This window comes from Spirillospora sp. CA-142024, assembly GCF_050942325.1.
Taxonomy (GTDB): domain Bacteria; phylum Actinomycetota; class Actinomycetes; order Streptosporangiales; family Streptosporangiaceae; genus Spirillospora.
Map to the genome: position 1 here is coordinate 7,466,848 of NZ_CP192077.1, position 19,660 is coordinate 7,486,507.

Annotated in this window: 19 protein-coding genes; 5 read left to right on the forward strand and 14 right to left on the reverse strand. The window is 72.3% G+C overall.

Annotation, left to right across the window (positions count from 1 at the left end; genetic code table 11):
• The first annotated feature begins 55 nt into the window (after positions 1–55).
• Positions 56–988: a LamG-like jellyroll fold domain-containing protein gene (locus tag ACQPZP_RS35235; protein WP_433474010.1), complete on the forward strand. Its 933-nt coding sequence runs from the start codon at positions 56–58 to the stop codon at positions 986–988.
• Positions 989–1,145: 157 nt separating this feature from the next.
• Positions 1,146–1,643, forward strand: coding sequence for an OsmC family protein (locus tag ACQPZP_RS35240; protein WP_433474011.1), 498 nt, complete (start codon positions 1,146–1,148; stop codon positions 1,641–1,643).
• On the opposite strand, the gene ACQPZP_RS35245 is transcribed toward ACQPZP_RS35240, so the two are convergent.
• The 6 genes from ACQPZP_RS35245 to ACQPZP_RS35270 form a co-directional block, all read right to left on the reverse strand.
• Positions 1,640–2,176: an HAD domain-containing protein gene (locus tag ACQPZP_RS35245; protein WP_433474012.1), complete on the reverse strand. Its 537-nt coding sequence runs from the start codon at positions 2,174–2,176 to the stop codon at positions 1,640–1,642. The genes ACQPZP_RS35240 and ACQPZP_RS35245 overlap by 4 nt on opposite strands.
• Entirely contained in the window at positions 2,167–3,075 is a 909-nt protein-coding gene (locus ACQPZP_RS35250; RefSeq protein ID WP_433474013.1) for a hypothetical protein, read from the reverse strand. Before ACQPZP_RS35250 ends, ACQPZP_RS35245 begins: the two co-directional genes overlap by 10 nt.
• 78 nt (positions 3,076–3,153) lie before the next feature.
• Complete coding sequence (galT, locus tag ACQPZP_RS35255; protein WP_433474014.1) at positions 3,154–4,206, reverse strand: galactose-1-phosphate uridylyltransferase; 1,053 nt, start codon at positions 4,204–4,206, stop codon at positions 3,154–3,156.
• A 13-nt stretch (positions 4,207–4,219) separates the two neighbouring features.
• The gene (locus tag ACQPZP_RS35260) at positions 4,220–4,882 is read right to left on the reverse strand and encodes a GTP-binding protein (protein WP_433474015.1); all 663 of its coding nucleotides are present in this window, start codon (positions 4,880–4,882) and stop codon (positions 4,220–4,222) included.
• Complete coding sequence (locus ACQPZP_RS35265; protein ID WP_433474016.1) at positions 4,863–5,240, reverse strand: DUF742 domain-containing protein; 378 nt, start codon at positions 5,238–5,240, stop codon at positions 4,863–4,865. Before ACQPZP_RS35265 ends, ACQPZP_RS35260 begins: the two co-directional genes overlap by 20 nt.
• 6 nt (positions 5,241–5,246) lie before the next feature.
• On the reverse strand, positions 5,247–7,847 hold the full coding sequence (locus ACQPZP_RS35270; protein WP_433474017.1) for a sensor histidine kinase: 2,601 nt from the start codon (positions 7,845–7,847) through the stop codon (positions 5,247–5,249).
• A gap of 269 nt (positions 7,848–8,116) precedes the next feature.
• Between ACQPZP_RS35270 and ACQPZP_RS35275 the strand changes: the two genes are divergently transcribed.
• Positions 8,117–9,334: an ABC transporter substrate-binding protein gene (locus ACQPZP_RS35275; protein ID WP_433479727.1), complete on the forward strand. Its 1,218-nt coding sequence runs from the start codon at positions 8,117–8,119 to the stop codon at positions 9,332–9,334.
• A gap of 39 nt (positions 9,335–9,373) precedes the next feature.
• Here ACQPZP_RS35275 and ACQPZP_RS35280 read toward each other — a convergent pair whose 3' ends face one another.
• Genes ACQPZP_RS35280 through ACQPZP_RS35300 form a run of 5 tightly spaced genes read right to left on the reverse strand, consistent with a single transcriptional unit; the run spans position 9,374 to position 15,102 of the window.
• Positions 9,374–9,625: a hypothetical protein gene (locus tag ACQPZP_RS35280; protein WP_433463727.1), complete on the reverse strand. Its 252-nt coding sequence runs from the start codon at positions 9,623–9,625 to the stop codon at positions 9,374–9,376.
• A gap of 31 nt (positions 9,626–9,656) precedes the next feature.
• The gene (locus tag ACQPZP_RS35285; protein ID WP_433474018.1) at positions 9,657–11,186 is read right to left on the reverse strand and encodes a serine/threonine-protein kinase; all 1,530 of its coding nucleotides are present in this window, start codon (positions 11,184–11,186) and stop codon (positions 9,657–9,659) included.
• A gap of 22 nt (positions 11,187–11,208) precedes the next feature.
• Positions 11,209–12,273, reverse strand: a complete 1,065-nt coding sequence (locus tag ACQPZP_RS35290; protein WP_433479728.1) for a family 2 encapsulin nanocompartment cargo protein polyprenyl transferase — start codon at positions 12,271–12,273, stop codon at positions 11,209–11,211.
• 43 nt (positions 12,274–12,316) lie between these two features.
• Positions 12,317–13,687, reverse strand: a complete 1,371-nt coding sequence (locus ACQPZP_RS35295) for a family 2B encapsulin nanocompartment shell protein (RefSeq protein WP_433474019.1) — start codon at positions 13,685–13,687, stop codon at positions 12,317–12,319.
• Positions 13,684–15,102, reverse strand: a complete 1,419-nt coding sequence (locus tag ACQPZP_RS35300; protein WP_433463730.1) for a family 2B encapsulin nanocompartment shell protein — start codon at positions 15,100–15,102, stop codon at positions 13,684–13,686. The genes ACQPZP_RS35295 and ACQPZP_RS35300 overlap by 4 nt, the downstream gene beginning before the upstream one ends.
• Before the next feature lie 198 nt (positions 15,103–15,300).
• Between ACQPZP_RS35300 and ACQPZP_RS35305 the strand changes: the two genes are divergently transcribed.
• Positions 15,301–15,606 carry an ArsR/SmtB family transcription factor gene (locus ACQPZP_RS35305; RefSeq protein WP_433474020.1) on the forward strand — a complete coding sequence of 102 codons (306 nt, stop codon included), beginning with the start codon at positions 15,301–15,303 and terminating at the stop codon, positions 15,604–15,606.
• A gap of 56 nt (positions 15,607–15,662) precedes the next feature.
• Here ACQPZP_RS35305 and ACQPZP_RS35310 read toward each other — a convergent pair whose 3' ends face one another.
• Positions 15,663–16,244 carry a hypothetical protein gene (locus ACQPZP_RS35310; protein ID WP_433474021.1) on the reverse strand — a complete coding sequence of 194 codons (582 nt, stop codon included), beginning with the start codon at positions 16,242–16,244 and terminating at the stop codon, positions 15,663–15,665.
• A 287-nt stretch (positions 16,245–16,531) separates the two neighbouring features.
• On the opposite strand from ACQPZP_RS35310, the gene lpdA reads away from it, so the two are divergent.
• Positions 16,532–17,935, forward strand: a complete 1,404-nt coding sequence (gene lpdA / locus ACQPZP_RS35315; protein WP_433474022.1) for a dihydrolipoyl dehydrogenase — start codon at positions 16,532–16,534, stop codon at positions 17,933–17,935.
• Positions 17,936–18,013: 78 nt separating this feature from the next.
• Here the strand turns inward: lpdA and ACQPZP_RS35320 are convergent, their stop codons facing one another.
• Together ACQPZP_RS35320 and ACQPZP_RS35325 are read right to left on the reverse strand one after the other, a co-directional pair.
• Positions 18,014–18,622 (reverse strand): hemerythrin domain-containing protein, encoded by a 609-nt coding sequence (locus tag ACQPZP_RS35320; protein WP_433474023.1) that lies wholly within the window; start codon positions 18,620–18,622, stop codon positions 18,014–18,016.
• 53 nt (positions 18,623–18,675) lie between these two features.
• Positions 18,676–19,617 (reverse strand): DUF2637 domain-containing protein, encoded by a 942-nt coding sequence (locus ACQPZP_RS35325; protein ID WP_433474024.1) that lies wholly within the window; start codon positions 19,615–19,617, stop codon positions 18,676–18,678.
• Positions 19,618–19,660 lie beyond the last annotated feature (43 nt).

A 19,660-nucleotide genomic window follows, 5' to 3' on the forward strand; every position in this document is an offset into this window, starting at 1 on the left:
GCGGGCTTCGGCCCCCCGTCGCCCGCCCGGAGGGCTCCAAGGAGTCGACAGAAAAATGCTCATTCGCCGTGGCCCCGCCGCACTCGTGACCGTGCTGCTGGGTGCCTCCCTCTCCGTCGCCGCCCCGGCCCAGGCCTCGACCGGCGGCGTCTTCCCGCCCCTCAAGAAGAACCTGATCTCCTACTACGACTTCGAGCATCCCGTGCCGGGCGACCCGTCCCGGGAGGCCGACCGCGGACGGTCCGGGACCACGATCGACCTGATCAACGGCGGTGCCGCGATGCGGGTCCGCGACGGCGCGCGGCGGCACGCCATCCAGCTCAAGCAGGTGGACCCGACCGCGACCGGGAACGACGACTGGAAGGCGGGGACCTACTCCGCGACCGGCGTCCCGTCCCTGCGCGCGTTCAACGCCGCCAAGGGCGCCACCCTCATGGGCTGGTTCAAGATGACCGGGACGAACCCGAGCCCCAACACCGTCACGTCCAACCCGAACGACATGTACAACGCGATCGGGCTCTCCGGGCTGCTCACCGGTGACTCCGACGGGCACGCCGTCCGCGCCCTGCTGGAGATCATCGACGTCGGCGGCACGCTCCACGTCGTCGCGCTGGGCCGCCGCGTGGACGGATCGAGTTCCCAGACGTTCGCGGCGAACGAGGACTGGCAGAGCATCCTCCCCCAGAACACCTGGGTGCATCTCGCCGCGACGTTCGACTACGACACCGGGCAGATGGCGCTCTACAAGGACGGCGAGCCGCTCCCCGGTTTCTACACCGTGGCCGGCGACCCGTGGAAGCTCGAAGGCGCCCCCGAACCCGACCTCACGTCCGCCACGGACCCCCGCGGCATCAAGATCGGCGGCAGTTTCCCGCAGAACACCGTCGAAAGGAACCCCTGCAACTGCCGCATGGACGGCCTGATGTTCCTGGACCGCGCCATCAGCGCCAAGGAGGCGGCTATCCAGTACAAGTTCGCGAAGGGCTGACACCAGCCGCCGCTCGACCCGGCCGCCCCATGGACCAGGACGCGTTCCGGTCCATGGGGCGGCCGCGTTCATTGCCTCGATGGGCCGCACCTGACGGCGTTGCCGAGCCGGGCATACGGGGCATCATCGAAAGTGCCGGACACCGAACGGGGGCGTGATGAAGAGCCAGGAGCTGAGAAACCTGCAGGGGCCGCTCAAGGCCCGGTACCGGGACGACCCCGGCTCGGCCCTCGTGACCTTGCGCGCGTCGGGTGGTCTGGACGAGGGCATCGCGTGCTCGGTGGAGACGGGCCGCGCGCTGGCGGTGGCCGGGCTGCACCCGGCGGCCGGAGGCGACGGCACCGCCCTGTGCTCCGGTGACATGCTGCTGCAGGCACTGGTCGCCTGCGCCGGAGTAACGCTGCGCTCGGTCGCGACCGCGTTGGAGATCGACGTCCGCGGCGGCACCGTCAGGGCGGAGGGCGACCTGGACTTCCGCGGCACCCTCGCCGTGGACAAGCAGACCCCCGTGGGTTTCCGCGCGATCCGGCTGAGCTTCGACCTGGACACCGACGCCACCGACGAGGACATGGCCACGCTCCTCCGCCTGACCGAGCGCTACTGCGTGGTCCTCCAGACCCTCGCCTCCTCACCCGACCTCTCCATCACCTCCTAGCGCCGCTCCAGCCGCCCGGCCCACCGGCGGAGACCGTCGACATGGCGGCGGGTCAGGCCCTCCTCTGGACGGACGCGCACCAAGCGCAGGCCCCGGCGGTACGGGAGCGCCTGACGCCGGACCGTCAGCGGGATGACGTCGTCCACCCAGGCGAAGGGACGGCCGTCCGCGTGGCGGAGGATCGGAGCCCACTTGCGCATGCGCGGGAGTTGCAGGAGTGGCGTCCGAGGATCGCCGTCTTGCGGCTCGTAGGCGGAGATCGCCACGTGCGGAAGCGGCGGAAGGTCGAGGAGCGGGGCGATGTACTCGTTGGCGTGCTCCTCCCATGTGGTCGCCCAGACCAGGTCGTAGTGGGCCGACAGGTCGCGGAGCCATGTGCCGTGGTCCGGGTTGATCCGGACGGTGAGGCGGCCGATGGCGTGTTCGGCGAAGCCTTCCAGGGGCGCCTCAGGGTTCAGGACCCCGTCCACGTCCAGGTAGAGGAGCGGCCGGCCCTTCCGGCTGCCGGGACGCGGGGCGGTGCCTAGAGGCATGGGTGGGTCTTGTAGAGGCCGGATTCGGTGGCGGCCAGGAGGGTGCCGGTCGGGGTCAGGGCCAGGTCGTTGGCTGGGGCCGGGAGCTCGATGTGGTGGGACGGCTCGGGCGACTCAGGGTTCCAGGCCAGGAGTGCGCGGGGGTCGTCTCGGCGGACGGCGGCGACCAGGAGGCGGCCGTCCACCAGGGCGGCGGTCACGTGGTCGCAGGGGACGGGTGTCGGCAGAGTCGCCAGCCGGTCGCCGTCCAGGCCGCGGACGGTCAGCGCCGTGGACGTCGGCTCGACGACGACCAAGCCGTCCGGGGACGGGGCCAGGAGCACGCAGGTGGACGGCAGGGCGGCGATCTCCTCCCCGCGTTCCACGTCCAGGAGGCCGACCGCGGAGTCGCCTGGCAGGCCGATGAGGGGGCCGGACGCGGGCGCCGAGTGGAGGACCGAGCGGTCGATGGCGGTCCGGTGGCCGAGCCAGACGGTGAAGTCGGCCAGGCCGTCGCCGGTGAGGGCGTCCCGGACGACGACCTGGGCGTCGTTCGCGGGGCCGAAGACCGCGACGACGGCGGCGCGCCCGTGGTGGACGGCGAAGGCGAGGAGGTCGGGCTGCCCGTCCAAGGTCAGCTCGTGGCCCGTGTGCAGGTCGTGGACGTGGAGGCGGTCGCGGTACGTCCACGCGACGGTCGGCGAGCCGGCGGGGGCGCCGAACACCCACGCCGCCCGGTCGGCGGGGAAGTCGGGAAGCGGGGGGCCGAGCGGAGACCCCGCGGCCGGGTCCCATGCCCGTCCGGTGTTCGCGCCCTGGCCCGCCTGGGAGGCGAATGCCAGCGGCGGCCCCTCCGCGGTGGCGGCGACGCCGTCGAAGGACCCTTGCGCCAGCAGTTCCGCCAGCCCGCTTTCCGGCATGCGAGGGAGAGTAGGCCACCCGGCTGAGATCGTTCCACGGAGTCGCGAAAACGCGGTCGCCCCGGGACGGTCCCCCGCTCAGCCGGCGGTGACGGCGCGGAGCCGCGCGGCGACGTCCTCCGGCGGGACGTCGTTGATCCAGGCGGCCATGCCCGACTCCGAGCCGGCCAGGAACTTGATCTTGTCGGGGGCGCGCCGGACGGAGAACAGCTCCAGGTGCAGGCGGAGCAGGTCGCGGCCCTCCCCGACCGGTGCCTGGTGCCAGCCCGCGACGTACGGGAGCGGCGTGCCGTAGAGGGCGTCGCAGCGGCGCAGGAGGTCCCGGTAGAGAACGGCCAGCTCGTCGCGTTCGCCCGCGTCGAGGGCGGTGAGGTCGGGAACGTGCCGGTGCGGCATCAGGTGCACCTCGACCGGCCACCGGGCGGCGGCCGGGACGTAGGCCGTCCAGTGCTCGCCGGAGAGCACCACCCGGCTACCGGCGGCCTCCGCCTTCAGGACATCGCCGAACAGCCCGGGGCGGGCGGCGGCCATCGCGAGCATGCGCTCGGTGCGTGGGGTGACGAACGGGTAGGCGTAGATCTGGCCGTGCGGGTGGTGCAGGGTCACGCCGATCTCGACGCCCCGGTTCTCGAACACGAAGACCTGTGACACACCGGGGACGGCGGACAGGTCGGCGGTGCGGTCGGCCCACGCGTCGACGACCGTCCGGACCCGTGAGACCGGCAGCCGCGACATCGAGGCCGAGTGGTCGTCGGTGAAGCACACGACCTCGCAGCGTCCGGCGCCGCGGGCACGTTCCACGCCGTCGATCGCGGGCGGCACCGGCGGCGTGCGGACGTCGAACGACGGGAAGCGGTTCTCGAACACCGCGACGTCGTAGGAGGCGTCCGGGATCTCCGAGGCGGGACCGCCGGGGCACAGCGGGCACTGGTCGGCGGGCGGCAGGAACGTGCGCGTGTTGCGGTGCGCGGTGATCGTGACGTGGTCGCCGGTCAGCGGGTCGCGGCGCGTCTCGCACACAGGCTCGACGGGCGGCAGCCCGCGCGGATCCGGGACGGGCACCCGGCCCGCCGCCTCGTCGTAGTAAATGATCTCGCGGCCGTCCGAAAGCCGTGCGCGTGTCCGGTTCATCTCGCCCGGCAGCCTACAGCGCCGAGGCGCCTGCCTGGGTCTCGGCCTCGTGCACGGCGAGGAGGTGCCTCACCAGGGTGGTCAGCACCTCCTTGCCGGACGAGCGCTCCCGGACGTCGCAGAGGACGACCGGGGTCGAGTCGGCGAGGTCGAGCGCCTCCCGGATCTCGTCGGGCGTGTAGTCGTAGCCGTCGTCGAAGCAGTTCACCGCGATGAGGAACGGCAGCCCGCGGTTCTCGAAGTAGTCGACGGCGGGGAAGCAGTCCGCGAGCCGCCGCGTGTCCGAGAGCACCACGGCGCCGAGCGCGCCGTAGGACAGCTCGTCCCACATGAACCAGAACCGGTCCTGGCCGGGGGTGCCGAACAGGTAGAGGACGAGGCCGTCGCGGATCGTGATGCGGCCGAAGTCCATCGCGACCGTGGTGGTGGTCTTCTGCTCGACGCCCGCGGTGTCGTCGACGCCGACGCCGCGGTCGGTGAGCAGTTCCTCGGTCTGCAGCGGGCGGATCTCGCTGACGGCGCCGACGAGAGTCGTCTTGCCGACTCCGAATCCCCCGGCGATGAGGATCTTCACCGCGACCGGGGCCACGGGAACCTGTCCCGTGTGGGGGGACGACCCCCCACGCCCCCCGGCGACCCCTCCGGGTTCCGGGTTCTCAGAGGGCTTGGAGACCATGGAGCACTTCCCTCAGCAGACGTTCCTTGGAGAGCGCGCTCTCCTGTTGGGGGCGGGCGGCCGTGATGAGCCGGTGGTGCAGGAGGTCGCCGAGGAGCACCCGCACGACGACCAGGGGCAGCCGCATCCGGGCCGCGATCTCGGCGACCGGCTGCGGCTGGAGGCACATCTCCAGGATGTCCAGGTGCTCGGGGCCGATGCCGGGCGAACCCGACCGGGGCCGCGCCGTGGTCGAGACGATCGTGATCATGTCGAAGGCCTCGCCGGTCGCGGGCCTGGCCCGGCCGCGGGTGAGCGCGTACGACCGGACGATCGGCCCCGCCTCGTCATCGAGCCATTCGCTGCCAGGACCGGTCATGGTCCGTCACGATTCCTCGTTGTCGAGGGACTCGGCGCGGCCGCGCCGGGTGCCCTGCTGAATGGACGACATCATCGACCGCAGCTCCTCGGGCGACCGGCCGGCGCGCGCCGCGGGAGCGGGCGCGGGCGTCGCGGACTGGTCCTCGCGCAGTTGCGAGGCCATGTTCTCCTGCCGTGCGCGCTTCGGCAACGGGGGACGCTCCGCCCCGCCGGAGCCGCCGGGCGGGCGGCGGCGGACCTCGCGGGGCGAGCGCGGGACGCCGGGCGAGGCGGGCGGGGCGGCGGAGGGCCGCGCCGGCTGGGCCTCGGGCACGGCCGGTGCGTCGCCCCAGGGCGAGGGGGCCGGCCGCGGCGTCGGCACCGGTCCCTGCATCGGCTCCTCGAACACCGGGATCGGCCCGGTCAGCGCGTCCGGATCCTCCGGCGGCGGTGTGGACGAGGCCGCGGGCGGCGGCACGGGCGTGGGCGGAGCCATGGGCGTCGGCGGAGCCATGGGCGTGGGCGGAGGCGCGGCGGGTGACCCGAACGGGCCGGCGGGCGGCGGGGGCTGGACGAGCGGGTCCTCCGGCGGGGCCGCCGCCGCGTGCCGTCCGGACGGCAGCCGCAGCACGGAACCGCCCTGGTCGTAGCCCTGCTCAAGGCCGGGCTGCGGGGCGTGGTGGCGGGCGTCGCCGAGGACCGTGCCGACGGGGACGAGCGCGTCCTCCGCGCGGCGGGTGGTGAGGGCCGGCGGCACGTGGGGCACGTCCCCCTCGTCCGGGACGACGAGATCCTCGGGCAGCAGCACGATCGCGGTCATGCCGCCGTACGGGGAGGTCCGCAGCGTGACCTTGATGCCGTGCCGGCGCGCGAGCCGCCCGACGACGAACAGGCCGAGCTGGGCACTGTCGGACAGGTCGAACTCGGCGGCGGTGGCGAGCCGCTGGTTGGCGGCGGCGAGGCTCTGCTCGTCCATGCTGAGGCCGCGGTCCTCGACCTCCAGGGTGAAGCCGTGCGAGACGGCCTGACCCTGCACCTGGACGGTCGTGTGCGGCGGCGAGAACGCGGTGGCGTTCTCGATCAGCTCGGCGAGCAGGTGGATGACGTCCGCGACGGCGGGCCCGACGATCGCGGCGCGGGTCATCGGGGCGACGTTGACCCGGGTGTAGTCCTCGACCTCGGACGCCGCGGCGCGGGCGACGTCCACGATCGCGACCGGGCTGCGCCAGCCGCGGCCGGGCGCCTGCCCGGACAGGATGATCAGGCCCTCCGCGTGCCGGCGCATGCGGGTGGCGAGGTGGTCGACCCGGAACAGGTCCTCCAGGTCGTCCGGGGTCTCGATGCGGCGCTCCATCGAGTCCAGCAGCTTGAGCTGGCGGTGCAGCAGCGTCTGGCTGCGGCGGGCGAGGTTGACGAACACGTCGCTGACGTTGCGGCGGAGCGTGGCCTCCTCGACCGCGCTCTGGATCGCGGTGCGCCGGGCGGCGTTGAACGCGTCCCCGACCTGGTCGATCTCGCGGGTCCCGAAGGCGAGCGGCGGTGCCTCGGCCGCGACGTCCACCTCCTCGCCGTGCCGCAGCCGACGGATCACCCCGGGCAGCCGGACGTCGGCCAGGTCGATCGCCTCGCGGCGCAGCCGGCGGAGCTCGCGGATGATGGACCGGGCGACCCAGACCGCGAGGACGAGGGTGGCGACGACGGCGACCAGCCCGAGCACCCCGGAGAGGACGACGCGGGTGATGATGCCCTCGGAGATCGGCTCGGCGCGCTTCTCGGCGCCCGCGGACACCGCCAGTTCGAGGCCGCGGAGCCGGGTGAGGTTGGAGTCCGCGGTGGTCTTCCACAGGACGCCGCCGTCGGCGGCGGAGGACCGGACCAGCCGGGAGGACGCGACGAACCGGTCCTCCAGGACGCGGAACCGGCTGTATTCGGGCATCCCGACGACGCGCTGGTAGTAGTCCTGGTCGGAGGGGCGCAGCTCGGTCGCCGAGTACTGGTAGAGGCTGCGCTGGGTGCCGACGAGCTTGACGAACTGGGCGTGCTCCGTGGCCGTCATCCCGCCGGCGGCGAGCGCTCCTGCGAGCAGCGCGTCCTCCTGCGCGAGGACCTCGCGGGCGCGGGTCAGCGACGCCTCGTTGCGGGCGTCCTTGGCGACCTCGGAGTTGTCCAGCGTGGAGAGGGAGCCCTGCAGCGAGCCGACGTCGCCGAGCAGTGAGGTGTAGTCGTCGAACGCGCGCGCCCGGTCCGTCCTGCCGGTGTCGATGGAACGGCGCCGGTCGTCCAGCCCGTCCAGCTCCTTGACGATCTTGTCGGCGAGCCGCCGGGTGTTCTCCGGCGCGACGCCGCGAGCGCCCGCGTCCGCGGCGAGCCGGCGGAACAGGTCGGTCTGCCGGTCGGTGACCAGGCGGCCGGACTCCATGGAGGCGCGGTCGCCCTCCGTGCGGCTGCCGAGGTAGACCATCGACAGTCGCCGCTCGGCCTGCAGCGCGCTGCCGAGCGCGCCGGACGGGTAACCGTAGTGCTCCTGGACGGTCTTGACATGCCGGAGGTTGAGACCCTCGCCGAGCGCGATGCTCGCGGCGAACGCCCACAGCACGCCGAGCGAGACCACCGAGACGGTGACCATCAGCACGACCTTGAAGCGGATGGATCGGAATCGCGCGGCCTTGGGGGCCCGCCGGTGACCTGCGGCTGAGTCCGTGGTGCGGCCTCGATTTGGCACTGCGGCTGAACTTTCCACTCGGGACGGTCGGGCGAAACGACTGCGCGGAACGGGTCGCGCGGGCGGAACGCAGGAGAGCCTAAGACTGTACGGCGTTGCGTGTCGACAGTTTCCAGCTCATCACGTTTTGTGCGTACAGACTGCCCTAAATACCCCTACGATGCCTCACCGTGATGGTTCGTACTCCGCACGCGACAACTCCCGTCCGGCCTCCGGCCCGCCGCGGCCGGGTCCTGCTCGCCGCGGGCGCGCTGATCGCGGCGGTGTTCGCCGGCGGATGCAGCGACGGCTCCGGCGAGACGGCGGCGGTGCCCGACGTCCCGATGATGCAGGAGCTCGGTACCCCCGAGGGCCGGCTCGACCTGGTCGCCTGGGCGGGGTACGCCGAGAACGGCTCGAACGATCCGAAGGTCGACTGGGTCACGCCGTTCACCAAGGCGACCGGCTGCAAGGTGTACACGAAGGTGGCCGACACGTCCGACTCGATGGTCTCGCTCATGCAGACCGGGCGGTACGACGGCGTGTCGGCGTCCGGCGACGCCAGCCTCCGGCTCATCTACGGCGGGACGGTCGCGCCCATCAACACCGGGCTGCTCACGAGCTACGACGACATCGCCAAGTACCTGAAGAACCAGCCGTACAACTCCGTCGACGGCCAGATGTACGGCGCCCCGCACGGCTACGGCGCCAACATGCTGATGTACCGGACGGACAAGATCCCGCAACGCCCGACGTCCTGGAGCGTGGTGTGGGACAAGGACTCCCCCGCGGCCGGGCACGTCGTCGCCTACGACTCCCCCATCTACATCGCGGACGCGGCGCTGTACCTGAAGACGCACCGCCCCGACCTGAAGATCACCGACGTGTACGCGCTGGACGAGAAGCAGTTCACCGCGGCGGTCGACCTGCTGAAGCAGCAGCGCCCGAACGTCAACCAGTACTGGGCGAACTACCTGGACGAACTGCAGTCGTTCAAGAGCGGCTACAACTACGCGGGCACCGCCTGGCAGGTGACCGCGAACCTGGCCATGACGGACAAGGCGCCGGTCGCGACGACGATCCCGAACGAGGGCGCCACCGGCTGGTCCGACACCTGGATGATCTCCTCGAAGGCCCAGCATCCGACCTGCATGTACAAGTGGATGAACTGGATCACGATGCCGAAGGTGCAGGCCGAGGTCGCGCAGTGGTTCGGTGAGGCGCCCGCCAACCCGAAGGCGTGCAACTACACCGCCAAGGGCTTCTGCTCGACCTACCACGTCGGCGACCCCGAGTTCTACAAGCGCCTGGCGTTCTGGAAGACCCCGGTGAAGAACTGCGGCGACGACCGCGGGAGCAAGTGCGTCGAATACTCCCGCTGGGCGCAGGCCTGGACCCAGATCAAGGGCTGACCGCCGGCCCTTGGCCCGGGCCGTACCGATCGCCCGGGCTCAGGGCCAGCGGTAGACGGCGTTCTCGGACGGGACGTGGTGCGGCAGGTAGCACTTCGTCGTGACGTGCTCGTCCTTGCAGTCGAGGCACAGATAGGTGCGGTGGCCCCGCAGCCCGCGGCCGCGCCCCTCGCAGGGCGGGCACACGCACGGCGACCAGCCGACGATGACCCGCCCCGGTTCGAGCCGATGCCCCGCCGGACACAGGACCGGCACATGTTCACGGGTGACACCCGCCCGGTTCGCCTGCACGGCACACCACCCTAGTCGAACAAATGCTCGATCAGGAAGCGGGCTTCATCGCATAGCAGTAGTTCGACTTTCCCTTGAAGTAGTGACGGGCCCTGGAGTCGCTGTACCGCCACTGGCATCCCGCGTCGAGTTGGGCCTGCGTCAGCTTCATCGTGTCGCCCTTGCGCTTGACGCAGTACGCGCCCGCGGTCGGCGTCTCCCGGTACTCGACCCACTCCCAGCCGAGCTTCTGGCAGTACGCGGTGAAGTGTCCGGGCCCCAGCTCCACCCGGACGGGTTTCGGGCGCCGGGTCGGCGACGCAGAGGGGCTCGGCTTCGGCGTGGACGGCTGCTTGGACGTGGCGGACGGTGTCGCACCCGGTCCCGCCGCCGAGGTCGCGCGTCCGCTTCCCGCCCGGGTGGCGTCGGCCGACGGCGTGGCGGCCGCACCGGCCGAGCGCCGCGACGCCACGCCGCTGTCGTCATCGCTCGCGGAGCCGCCGTCCGCGAACACGGCGACCGCGAACACGGCGGCGACGACGGCGGCCACCGCCGCGCCCGCACCGACCAGGACGCCCGCCCTCCGCGCACCGCGACCCTGCGGCGGCACGGTCACCTCGCCGGCCGCCACCCCTTCGGGCATGGGTGCGGGTGCCGGCGGGGCGTCCCGCGGGAGCACGGGAGGCGGCGCCGGCGGCGGTACCGGCAAGGACACTGGCGGCGAGACCGGCGGCGCGGCCTCGGCGGGTGAAGCCAGGGCGGCGGGTGAGGCCGGGGAGCGGCCGGTCCGGCGGACGAGACGGTCGAGGACCTCCTGCGCGGACGGACGGCCCGCCGGGTCCTTGGCGAAGCATTCCGTGAGGAGTCCGCGCAACGGCTCCTCCACGGCGTCGAGCGGCGGTTCCTCGTTCGCGATGCGGTTGAAGACGATCGGGATCGACTCGTTCCCGAACGGCGCGCGCCCGGTCGCCGCGAAGACCATCGTGGACGCCCACGCGAAGACGTCCACGGCGGGACCGAGCTCACCCGGCCGGAGCTGCTCGGGCGCCATGTAGGCGGGGGTGCCGACCGCGCGGCTGACCATGGTCTGCGCCCCGGACAGCGCGCGCGAGATGCCGAAGTCGATGACGCGCGGGCCGTCCGCGCCGATCAGCACGTTGTGCGGCTTGAGGTCGCGGTGCACCACGCCGGCGTCGTGCAGGGCCACCAGGGCGGTGGCGGTCCCGATCGCCAGCCGGTCGAGCGCGCTGCCCGTGCGGGGACCGTCCTCGGCGACGACCCGGCTGAGCGGCGGCCCGTCGACGTACTCGCTGACGATGTAGCGGCGCTCCCCCTCCGTCCCGAAGTCGAGCACCTGCGCGATGCAGAACCGCGCGACCTGCTTGGCCGCCTCCAGCTCACGGGTGAACGTGTCGGCGGCGTCGGCGTCCCCGGCCAGCTGCCCGTGGAAGACCTTCACCGCCACGTCGGCGCCGTCGTCCCCCTGGCCGAGGTAGACGACACCCTGACCGCCCTCGCCCAGCCGGGCGGTGAGCCGGTAGGCGCCGAGCCGTCGCGGGTCGGCGGGTTCGAGGGGCGGCACGCCTTGCAGTGTAGGGGCCGGGTCAGTGATCGCGATGGGTGATGAGGTGAGCCAGGGCCTGTAGTTCGGCGGCGGGGGCGGTGTCCGCGCCGGCGGCGTCGAGGTCGGTGAGGGCGTCGGCGAGGAGTTCCCCGGCGTGGGCGGCGGCCCAGTCGCGTCCGCCGGAGGCGTCGATGAGGGCCGCGGCGTGTGCCGCCTCCTCGGCGGTGAGGGGGGCGTCGCGGTGGTAGAGCCCGGCCAGTTCGGCCCCGGCGGGGGTGCCGGAGGTGAGGGCCGCGACGACGGGCAGCGACTTCTTGCGGCTGCGCAGGTCGGAGTGGACGGGTTTGCCGGTGACGGCCGGTTCGCCCCAGATGCCGAGCAGGTCGTCCACGAGCTGGAAGGCGAGGCCGAGGCGCTCGCCGAAGACGCGGAAGCGGTCGGTCCGGGCGGTGGTGGCGCCGCCGTGGAGGGCGCCGAGCGCGCACGCCGCGCCGATGAGCGCGCCGGTCTTGCGGCTCGCCATGGCCAGGCACTCGTCGAGCGTGACGTTGGTGCGCTCCTCGAAGGCCAGGTCGGCGTGCTGGCCCTCGACCAGGTCGAGGACGGCCCGGGCGAGGACGCGGACGCTTCGGGCGACGGCCGGGGACGGCTCCTCGGCGAGCATCTCGTAGGCGGCGGCGAGGAGGGCGTCCCCGGCCAGGACCGCGGCGTTCGTCCCGAAGACGGTCCAGGCGGTCGGGCGGTGCCGCCGGGTGACGTCGCCGTCCATCACGTCGTCGTGCAGGAGCGAGAAGTTGTGCGCCAGTTCGACCGCCACGGCGGCCGGGAGGGCGGCCGCGGCCGTCCCGCCGGCCGCCTCCGCGGCGAGCAGCGTGAGCGCGGGACGGATCGCCTTGCCGCCCGCCCCGGCGGCCGGCCCGGCGGCCGGGCGGCCCCGCTCGTCGCACCAGCCGAAGTGGAACGAGGCGACGCCGCGCATCGCGTCCGGCATGGCCCCGACCGCGCGCCGCAGCGCGGGGTCGAGCAGGCGTCGGCTCCAGGTGAGCACCTCGGCCGCCGTCCGGGGCCGGTGTTCCGGCCCCGGACGGTGGTCGCAGCGGACCACGGCCGGGTCGTCTCTCCAGGCGGGCACGGCACGTCCCCTCTCGTCAGCGGGCGATCTCGACGTTCTCCAGGACGCCGAGGGCGTCGGGCACCAGCACGGCGGCCGATTGGTAGGCGCTGACCAGGTAGGTCAGGAGCCCCCGGTCGTCGATGCCGGTGAACCGGACCGACAGGCCCGGCCGGACCTCGTCCGGCAGGCCCGTACGATGGAGGCCGATGACGCCCCCGTCGTCCTCGCCGGTGCGCAGCGCGAGGATCGAGCTGGTCCCGCGCGGGGTGACCGGGATCTTGTCGCACGGGTAGATGGGGACGCCGCGCCACGCCTGCACCCGGCGTCCGTCCACCTCCACGGGGGACGGGTACACGCCGAGGCGGGTGCATTCGCGGCCGATCGCGGCGATCGTCTTCGGGTGGGCGAGGAAGAACCGGGTCTTGCGGCGCCGCGCGAGCAGTTCATCCATGTCGTACGGGGTCGGCGGGCCCCCGCGGGTCTGGATCCGCTGCCGCAGGTCGGCGTTGTGCAGCAGGCCGAAGTCGCGGTTGTTGACCAGCTCGTCCTCCTGCCGCTCCCGGATCTCCTCGATCGTGATCCTGAGCTGCTGCTCGACCTGGTCCATCGGCTGGTTGTAGAGGTCGGCGACGCGGGTGTGGACGCGCAGGAGCGTCTGGGTGACGGCGAGCTCGTACTCCCGCGGCGACGCCTCGTAGTCGACGAACGTGCCGGGCAACTCGGGTTCGCCGTCGTGCCCGGACGCCAGCGCGATCGCCGCCTCGCCGTGCCTCGTCTGCGCCGGGACGGGCGCGTCCCGGTACTCCTCCAGGTGCGCGCGCAGCGCCTCGGACCGGTCGGTCAGCTCCTCGATCGCCTCCCGCGGCAGGGACAGGACGGTCGCCGGGGTGAGAGCGCGGAACGTGTGCGGCCACGCGCCGGACGCGTCGAGGAGCGCCCCCTCGCCGAAGAACCGCCCATCGGCGAGGATCCCGATCCGGCTGCCGGCCCCGTACTCGCCCGGCGCGCTCTCCTCTACCTTGCCGTGCGCGATGAGGTGGACCGCGTCGGCGGGCCGGCCCGCCTCCGCGATCGCCTCGCCGGGTCCGTACTCGCGCTGCTCGAACCGCGCGGCGAGGCCGTCCAGGATCGCGGGGTCGGGCAGGCCGCGCAGCGGCGGCAGCTCGGCCAGCTCCGGCGGGACGACCCTGACCCGCGCGCCGTCGTTGAGGAACGTCACCAGCCCGTCGCCGAGCCGGTAGGTGAGGCGGCGGTTCACCCGGTAGGTGCCGGCGTCCGCCCGCACCCACGGCAGCCGCGTCAGCAGCCACCGCGGGGTGACGCCCCGCATCTGCGGGACGGACTTGGTCGTCGTCGCGAGATTGCGTGCGGCCCGCGTGCCGAGGGCCAGCGGTTCCTCCGTCACGCGCCGGTACCGCCCTGCGCGATCTCGACGGACTCCAGCATGCCGAGCGCGTCCGGAACGAGGACGGCGGCCGAGTAGTAGGCGCTGACCAGGTAGTTGATGAGGGCCTTCTCGTCGATGCCCATGTACCGGACGGACAGTCCCGGCTGGTACTCGTCGGGCAGCCCGACCTGGTGCAGGCCGATGACGCCCTGCGCCGCCTCGCCGGTGCGCATCAGCAGGATCGAGCTGGTCCGCGTCCGGCTGACCGGGATCTTGTTGCAGGGGAAGATGGGCACGCCCCGCCAGCCGGGCACCTTGTGGCCGCCGACGTCCACGCTGTCGGGGTAGATGCCGCGCGCGCTGCACTCGCGTCCGAACGCGGCGATCGCCTTCGGGTGCGCGAGGAAGAACGCGGGGTCCTTCCAGACGAGGGTGAGCAGGTCGTCCATGTCGTCGGGGGTGGGCGGGCCGGAGCGGGTGTGGATGCGCTGCGACAGGTCGGCGTTGTGCAGCAGGCCGAAGTCGCGGTTGTTGACCAGCTCGTTCTCCTGCCGCTCGCGCAGCGCCTCGATGGTCAGCCGGAGCTGCTGCTCGACCTGGTCCATCGGCTGGTTGTAGAGGTCGGCGACACGGGTGTGGACGCGCAGGACGGTCTGGGCGACGCTCAGCTCGTACTCGCGCGGCGAGCCCTCGTAGTCGACGAACGTCCCCGGCAGGACCGGCTCGCCGTCGTGCCCGGACGCCAGCTCGATCGCCGCCTCGCCATGTGCGTTGTGCGCGCGCGACGGGCTGGCCCGGTACTCCTCCAGGTGTGCCTGGAGGGACGCGGACTGGCCGAGCGTCTCCTGGAAGTCGGCGTCGCTCATGCTGAGGATCGTGCAGGCGGTCACGGCCTTGACGGTGTGCTCCCACTCGGCCGGCTCCTCGCCCTCGTCCGTCCCGAGGAGGGCCTGCTCGCCGAAGAAGTCGCCGTTGGCCAGCGTCCCGAGGACGGCGTCGGCGCCGTACTCGCCGGCGCCGATCTTGCTGAGCTTGCCGTGCGCGACGAGGACGACACGGTCGATGGGACGTCCGCGCTCCACGACGACGTCGCCCGGCTCGTACTCCTGCTGGGTGAACCGCCCCGCGATGGCGTCCAAGGTCAGGTCGTCGTCGTAGCCGCGCAGCGGGGCGAGCTCGCCGAGCTCGCGCGGGATGACCCGGACGTCGGCACCGGTCGTCACGAACGTCACCCGGCCGTCCCCGAGCGTGTAGGTGAGCCGCCGGTTGACGCGGTAGGCGCCGCCGGCCGCCTGCACCCAGGGCAGCAGTTTCAGCAGCCACCGCGACGTGATGCCCTGCATCTGCGGGACGGACTTGGTCGTGGTCGCCAGGTTGCGCGCCGCCGCGGTACCGAGGCTCAACTGCTGCTGCTGTTGTTCCGTCACGTCCACACCACCGATTCGTCGTGGGTCTGGCAGGAGGCGGCCGTCTTCGGCCAACGGCGACGCTACAGACGGTAATCGTCAGATCGCAATAAGCCATGTCCACCACCTCTGCTCTCCCGGACCGCCACACAAGTCGCACTGGCACGCGATGGTGCACCCATATATGCCTCATAGGACATATGAACGACCGGTTATGATGAGGCCATGTCGTCCGCGTTCGCCGTGCTCGCAGAGCCGACCCGCCGCCACATCCTGGACCTGCTCCTGGAACGTCCCCGCCCGGTGGGCGAACTCGTCGAGCGGCTGGGGCTCACGCAGCCGGGAACGTCCAAGCACCTGCGAGTGCTGCGCGACGCCGGGCTCGTGCAATCGCGGCAGGACGCGCAACGCCGCGTCTACGAGGTGCGCCTGGAGCCGCTCGCCGAGGTGGACGCGTGGCTGGCCCCCTACAGACGCGCATGGAGCTCACGCTTGGACGCTCTCGAACAGCACCTCGACGCGACCGAGTGACACGGGACACCGAGTGAGATAGGACACCGCCGTGACCCGACGCGAAGTGCCCCGGGTCACGCCTTCCGGGACCTGCGCCGCGCCCTCGCGGTGTCCTCGGCGTCGTCGCCGAGGATGTCCGGCAACGCGGGCAGGACGGTGGTGCGCTGCGGGTCGCCACCCTGATCGGGCAGCTCGTCGGTGGTCTGGGGTTCGCCGTCCTGCCCGGGAAGCTCGTCGGTGGTCTGCGGGTCGTCGCCGTCCAGCAGCTCGTCGAGGGTGGCGGTGGCCTGGGGGCCGGGGCCGGGCTCGTCCAGCGGGTCCTCCTCCGGGATGGAGACGAGGGCCTGCGTCTCCTGCGCCTCCCGCGTGATCACCCCGCTGGCGAGGACGGTGTTGCGGTGCCGCAGCGCGCCGTTTTCGCGGAGCAGGTTGTCGACGTCGGCGCGGGCGCGGGCGATGCGGCGGCTCAGCCGGACGTGCACGAGCAGGCCGCCCGCCGCCCCGCCGAGCACGAACCCGGCGGCCGGGAAGCCGGCGGCCGGCGGCGCGAGCGTGGCCACCAGCGCGACCACGACCAGCGCGAGGACCACCGCAAGCGCGAGATAGTGCTGCTCCATCCAGTCCAGGACGGTGTTGACGCGCTTGGGGATCCTCACTCGCCTTCTCCTCCACTCGGTTCGGAACGGGGACAACGACCGGGCCGCGGCGTGGTGTTCCATCGCCGTGCCACCGCTGCTCCTGGGGACGCCGCCGGGCTCCGCGGCCGGGACGGGTCTGGGCTCGCGCCGCAGGCGCGCCGCCCCGCCTCCCGCGATTCGCGACCGCCGGGAGATCTCTCGAAACACTAACAGGACGTGACGCCGGCCTCTTACGAGGCGCTCCGCGCGCCCCGCTCGGCAGCCGGGATGCGAACACCAGCTCAGGGCGAATATCGTCCTTGGATATGAGCGAACACTTTGACGTCGTGGTCCTGGGCGCGGGCCCGGGTGGATATGTCGCCGCGATCCGGTCGGCACAGCTCGGGCTGAAGACGGCGATCATCGAGGAGAGGTACTGGGGCGGGGTGTGCCTCAACGTCGGCTGCATCCCCTCGAAGGCGCTGCTGCGCAACGCGGAGCTGGCGCACATCTTCACCCAGGAGCAGAAGACGTTCGGGATCAACGTCGAGGGGAGCGTGTCCTTCGACTACGGCGTCGCCTACCAGCGCAGCCGCCAGGTCTCGGACAAGCTCGTCAAGGGCGTCCAGTTCCTGATGAAGAAGAACAAGATCACGTCCTATGACGGGCGGGGCACCTTCACCGACCCGAACACGCTGCAGGTCGCCCGCGCGGACGGCTCCGGCGAGACGGTGACGTTCGACAACTGCATCATCGCCGCGGGGGCGCACACCAAGCTGCTGCCGGGCACGTCGCTGTCGGAGCGGGTCGTCACCTACGAGGAGCAGATCCTCAGCTCCGAGCTGCCCGAGAGCATCGTGATCGCGGGCGCGGGGGCGATCGGCGTCGAGTTCGCCTACGTCCTGCACAACTACGGGGTGAAGGTCACGATCGTCGAGTTCCTCGACCGGATGGTCCCGAACGAGGACGCCGACGTCTCGAAGGAGCTCGCGAAGCGGTACCGCAAGCTCGGCGTGGACGTGCTGACCTCCACGCGGGTGGACGCGATCGACGACTCCGGCGACAAGGTCAAGGTGACCGTCACCGGCAAGGACGGCGCCCAGCAGGTCATCGAGACCGACAAGGTGCTCCAGGCGATCGGTTTCCAGCCGAACGTGGACGGCTACGGGCTTGAGAAGACCGGCGTCGCGCTGACCGACCGCGGCGCCATCGACGTGGACGGCCGCTGCCGCACGTCCGTCCCGCACATCTACGCCATCGGCGACGTGACCGCCAAGCTGATGCTCGCGCACGCGGCCGAGGCCATGGGCATCGTCGCTGCGGAGACCATCGCGGACGCCGAGACGATGGAGCTCGACTACGTGATGATCCCCCGCGCCACCTACTGCCAGCCGCAGGTCGCCTCGTTCGGCTGGACGGAGGCGCAGGCGAAGGAGCAGGGCTTCGACGTCAAGACCGCCAAGTTCCCCTACAGCGCCAACGGCAAGGCGCTCGGCATGGGCGAGGGCGACGGCTTCGTCAAGGTGATCAGCGACGCCCGGTACGGCGAGATCCTCGGCGCGCACATGATCGGCCCGGAGGTCACCGAGCTGCTGCCCGAGCTGACCCTGGCGCAGCAGTGGGACCTGACCGTCAACGAGGTCGCCCGGAACGTCCACGCCCACCCGACCCTGGGCGAGGCCATGAAGGAGGCCGTGCACGGCCTGGCCGGCCACATGATCAACCTCTGACCCGGCACGGCTCCGGGCCGCCGCCGCGGCTCATTCCGCGGCGGCGGCCGGGCGCGGCACACCGCCGCGGAGGGGTCGTCAGTGCGTCGGCCAGCGGGTCAGGGCCTTGTAGGCGGGCTGCCATTCCGCCTCGAAGGCGGCGCGGGCGGGCTCGGGCAGGACGGCCAGCAGGGCCGTCTCAGTCGCGTCGTCGGCGCCGTCGAGAAGCCACGGGAACACACGCGGGCCGTTGGGGCCGACGCGTACGGCGTGGACCTGGCCGAAGTGCTGGAACTGTTCGAGGGTCAGGGTGACGTCCATCAGGGGGAGCGCCTCCTTCTCCTCGTGGGCGAGGTGTGCGGTGAGGTTGGTGGTCAGGGCGTCGACGAGCTCGCCCATGGGCTCGGTGCCGGTGTCGATGGCCTCGATGACGGGGTCGATGGCGGCGTGCTCGGCCTCCATCGCGTCCAGCAGGGCCAGGTCGTCGGGACGGTCGGCGAGGGTCTCGCGGAGAACCGGCCAGAGGGCCTCGTCCTCGGCGGTGTGGTGGGCGTGCAGGGAAATCTTGAACAGCTCCCAGCCGGCCGCCGCCGCCAGCATGCGGCGGGGGTCGTCGCCCTCGCGGGCGGTGACCTTGGCCAGGTGCTCCAGCTCCCGCCGCAGCGCGTCGTGCATGGCGTACATCAGGGTCATGTCGAAATTGGTCACGCTTCCTCCTTCGTTCACCGCATTGACGGAACGGGAGAGGCGAACGTGACCGCTCAGGGCGTGCGGGCCGGAGCCGGCCTGGCCAGGCGGCTCAGGAGGCGCTGGCCCTGGCGGGGGCTGATCTCCAGGCGGCGCGCCAGTTCGGCTCCGCTGATGCCGGGCTCGGCGTCGATGATGGAGAGGGCGCGGGCCTCGTTGTCGGTGGCGACGCTTCGGGGCACTCGCTGAGACTTCTTGGCCGGAGCCTTGCGCTGGGGAACCGGCTTCGGCGCCGGTTCCGGTGCCGTCAGTTCGGTGACGCGGGTGAGGGCCTGGTCGAGCATGACGCCGTCGGACAGCATCCAGACGACGTCGGCGGGCGCCCTGGTCTTCCATTTGCGGCCGTAGTGGGCGTCAAGGAGGGCGAGTGCGTGGCGGCGGCGCTGCTCGGTGGTCAGAGCCTGCGGGTAGGAGGTGACCTGCCACAGCACCATGCGGCGCCAGAGCCGGAAGGTGGACGGCGGGGCCAGCAGCCAGCGGGCGAACGGGATGCCTTCGCGGACGGTGCCCGCGGCGATTCCGGCGCGGCGGCGGATGGCGTGGCGGACGGCCTCGATGAAGGTGATGAACAGGACCGGCATGGCGGCGTGCATGACCATGCCGGTGGCGTCGCCGTGTGCGGCGGAGACGTTGAGCCAGACGGTGGCGGCGGTGAAGGCGAACGCCATCCAGCGCAGGGCGGGCATCGGCATGGCCAGCCATTCCAGCAGGAGCGCGACGGAGACCAGGGCGAGGATGCCGAGGTCGACCCCGGCGGGGACGATCCACGCCTGGTCGCCGAACCAGGGCTCGGCGACGTCCCGGACGGAGGCGAACGAGCCGTAGCCGCCCAGTCCCGCGAGGCCGGCGAAGAACAGGCCGCCGACCCCGGCCAGGACACGCTGGGCCCGGGTCAGCGGCTGGATCGTCCGCGGCTCGTCCATCGGCGTCCCTCCCGCACGGGATGTCTGGATCACCCAGTGACGGTACAGCGCTGTCCCGGACGAAACCGGCAAATAT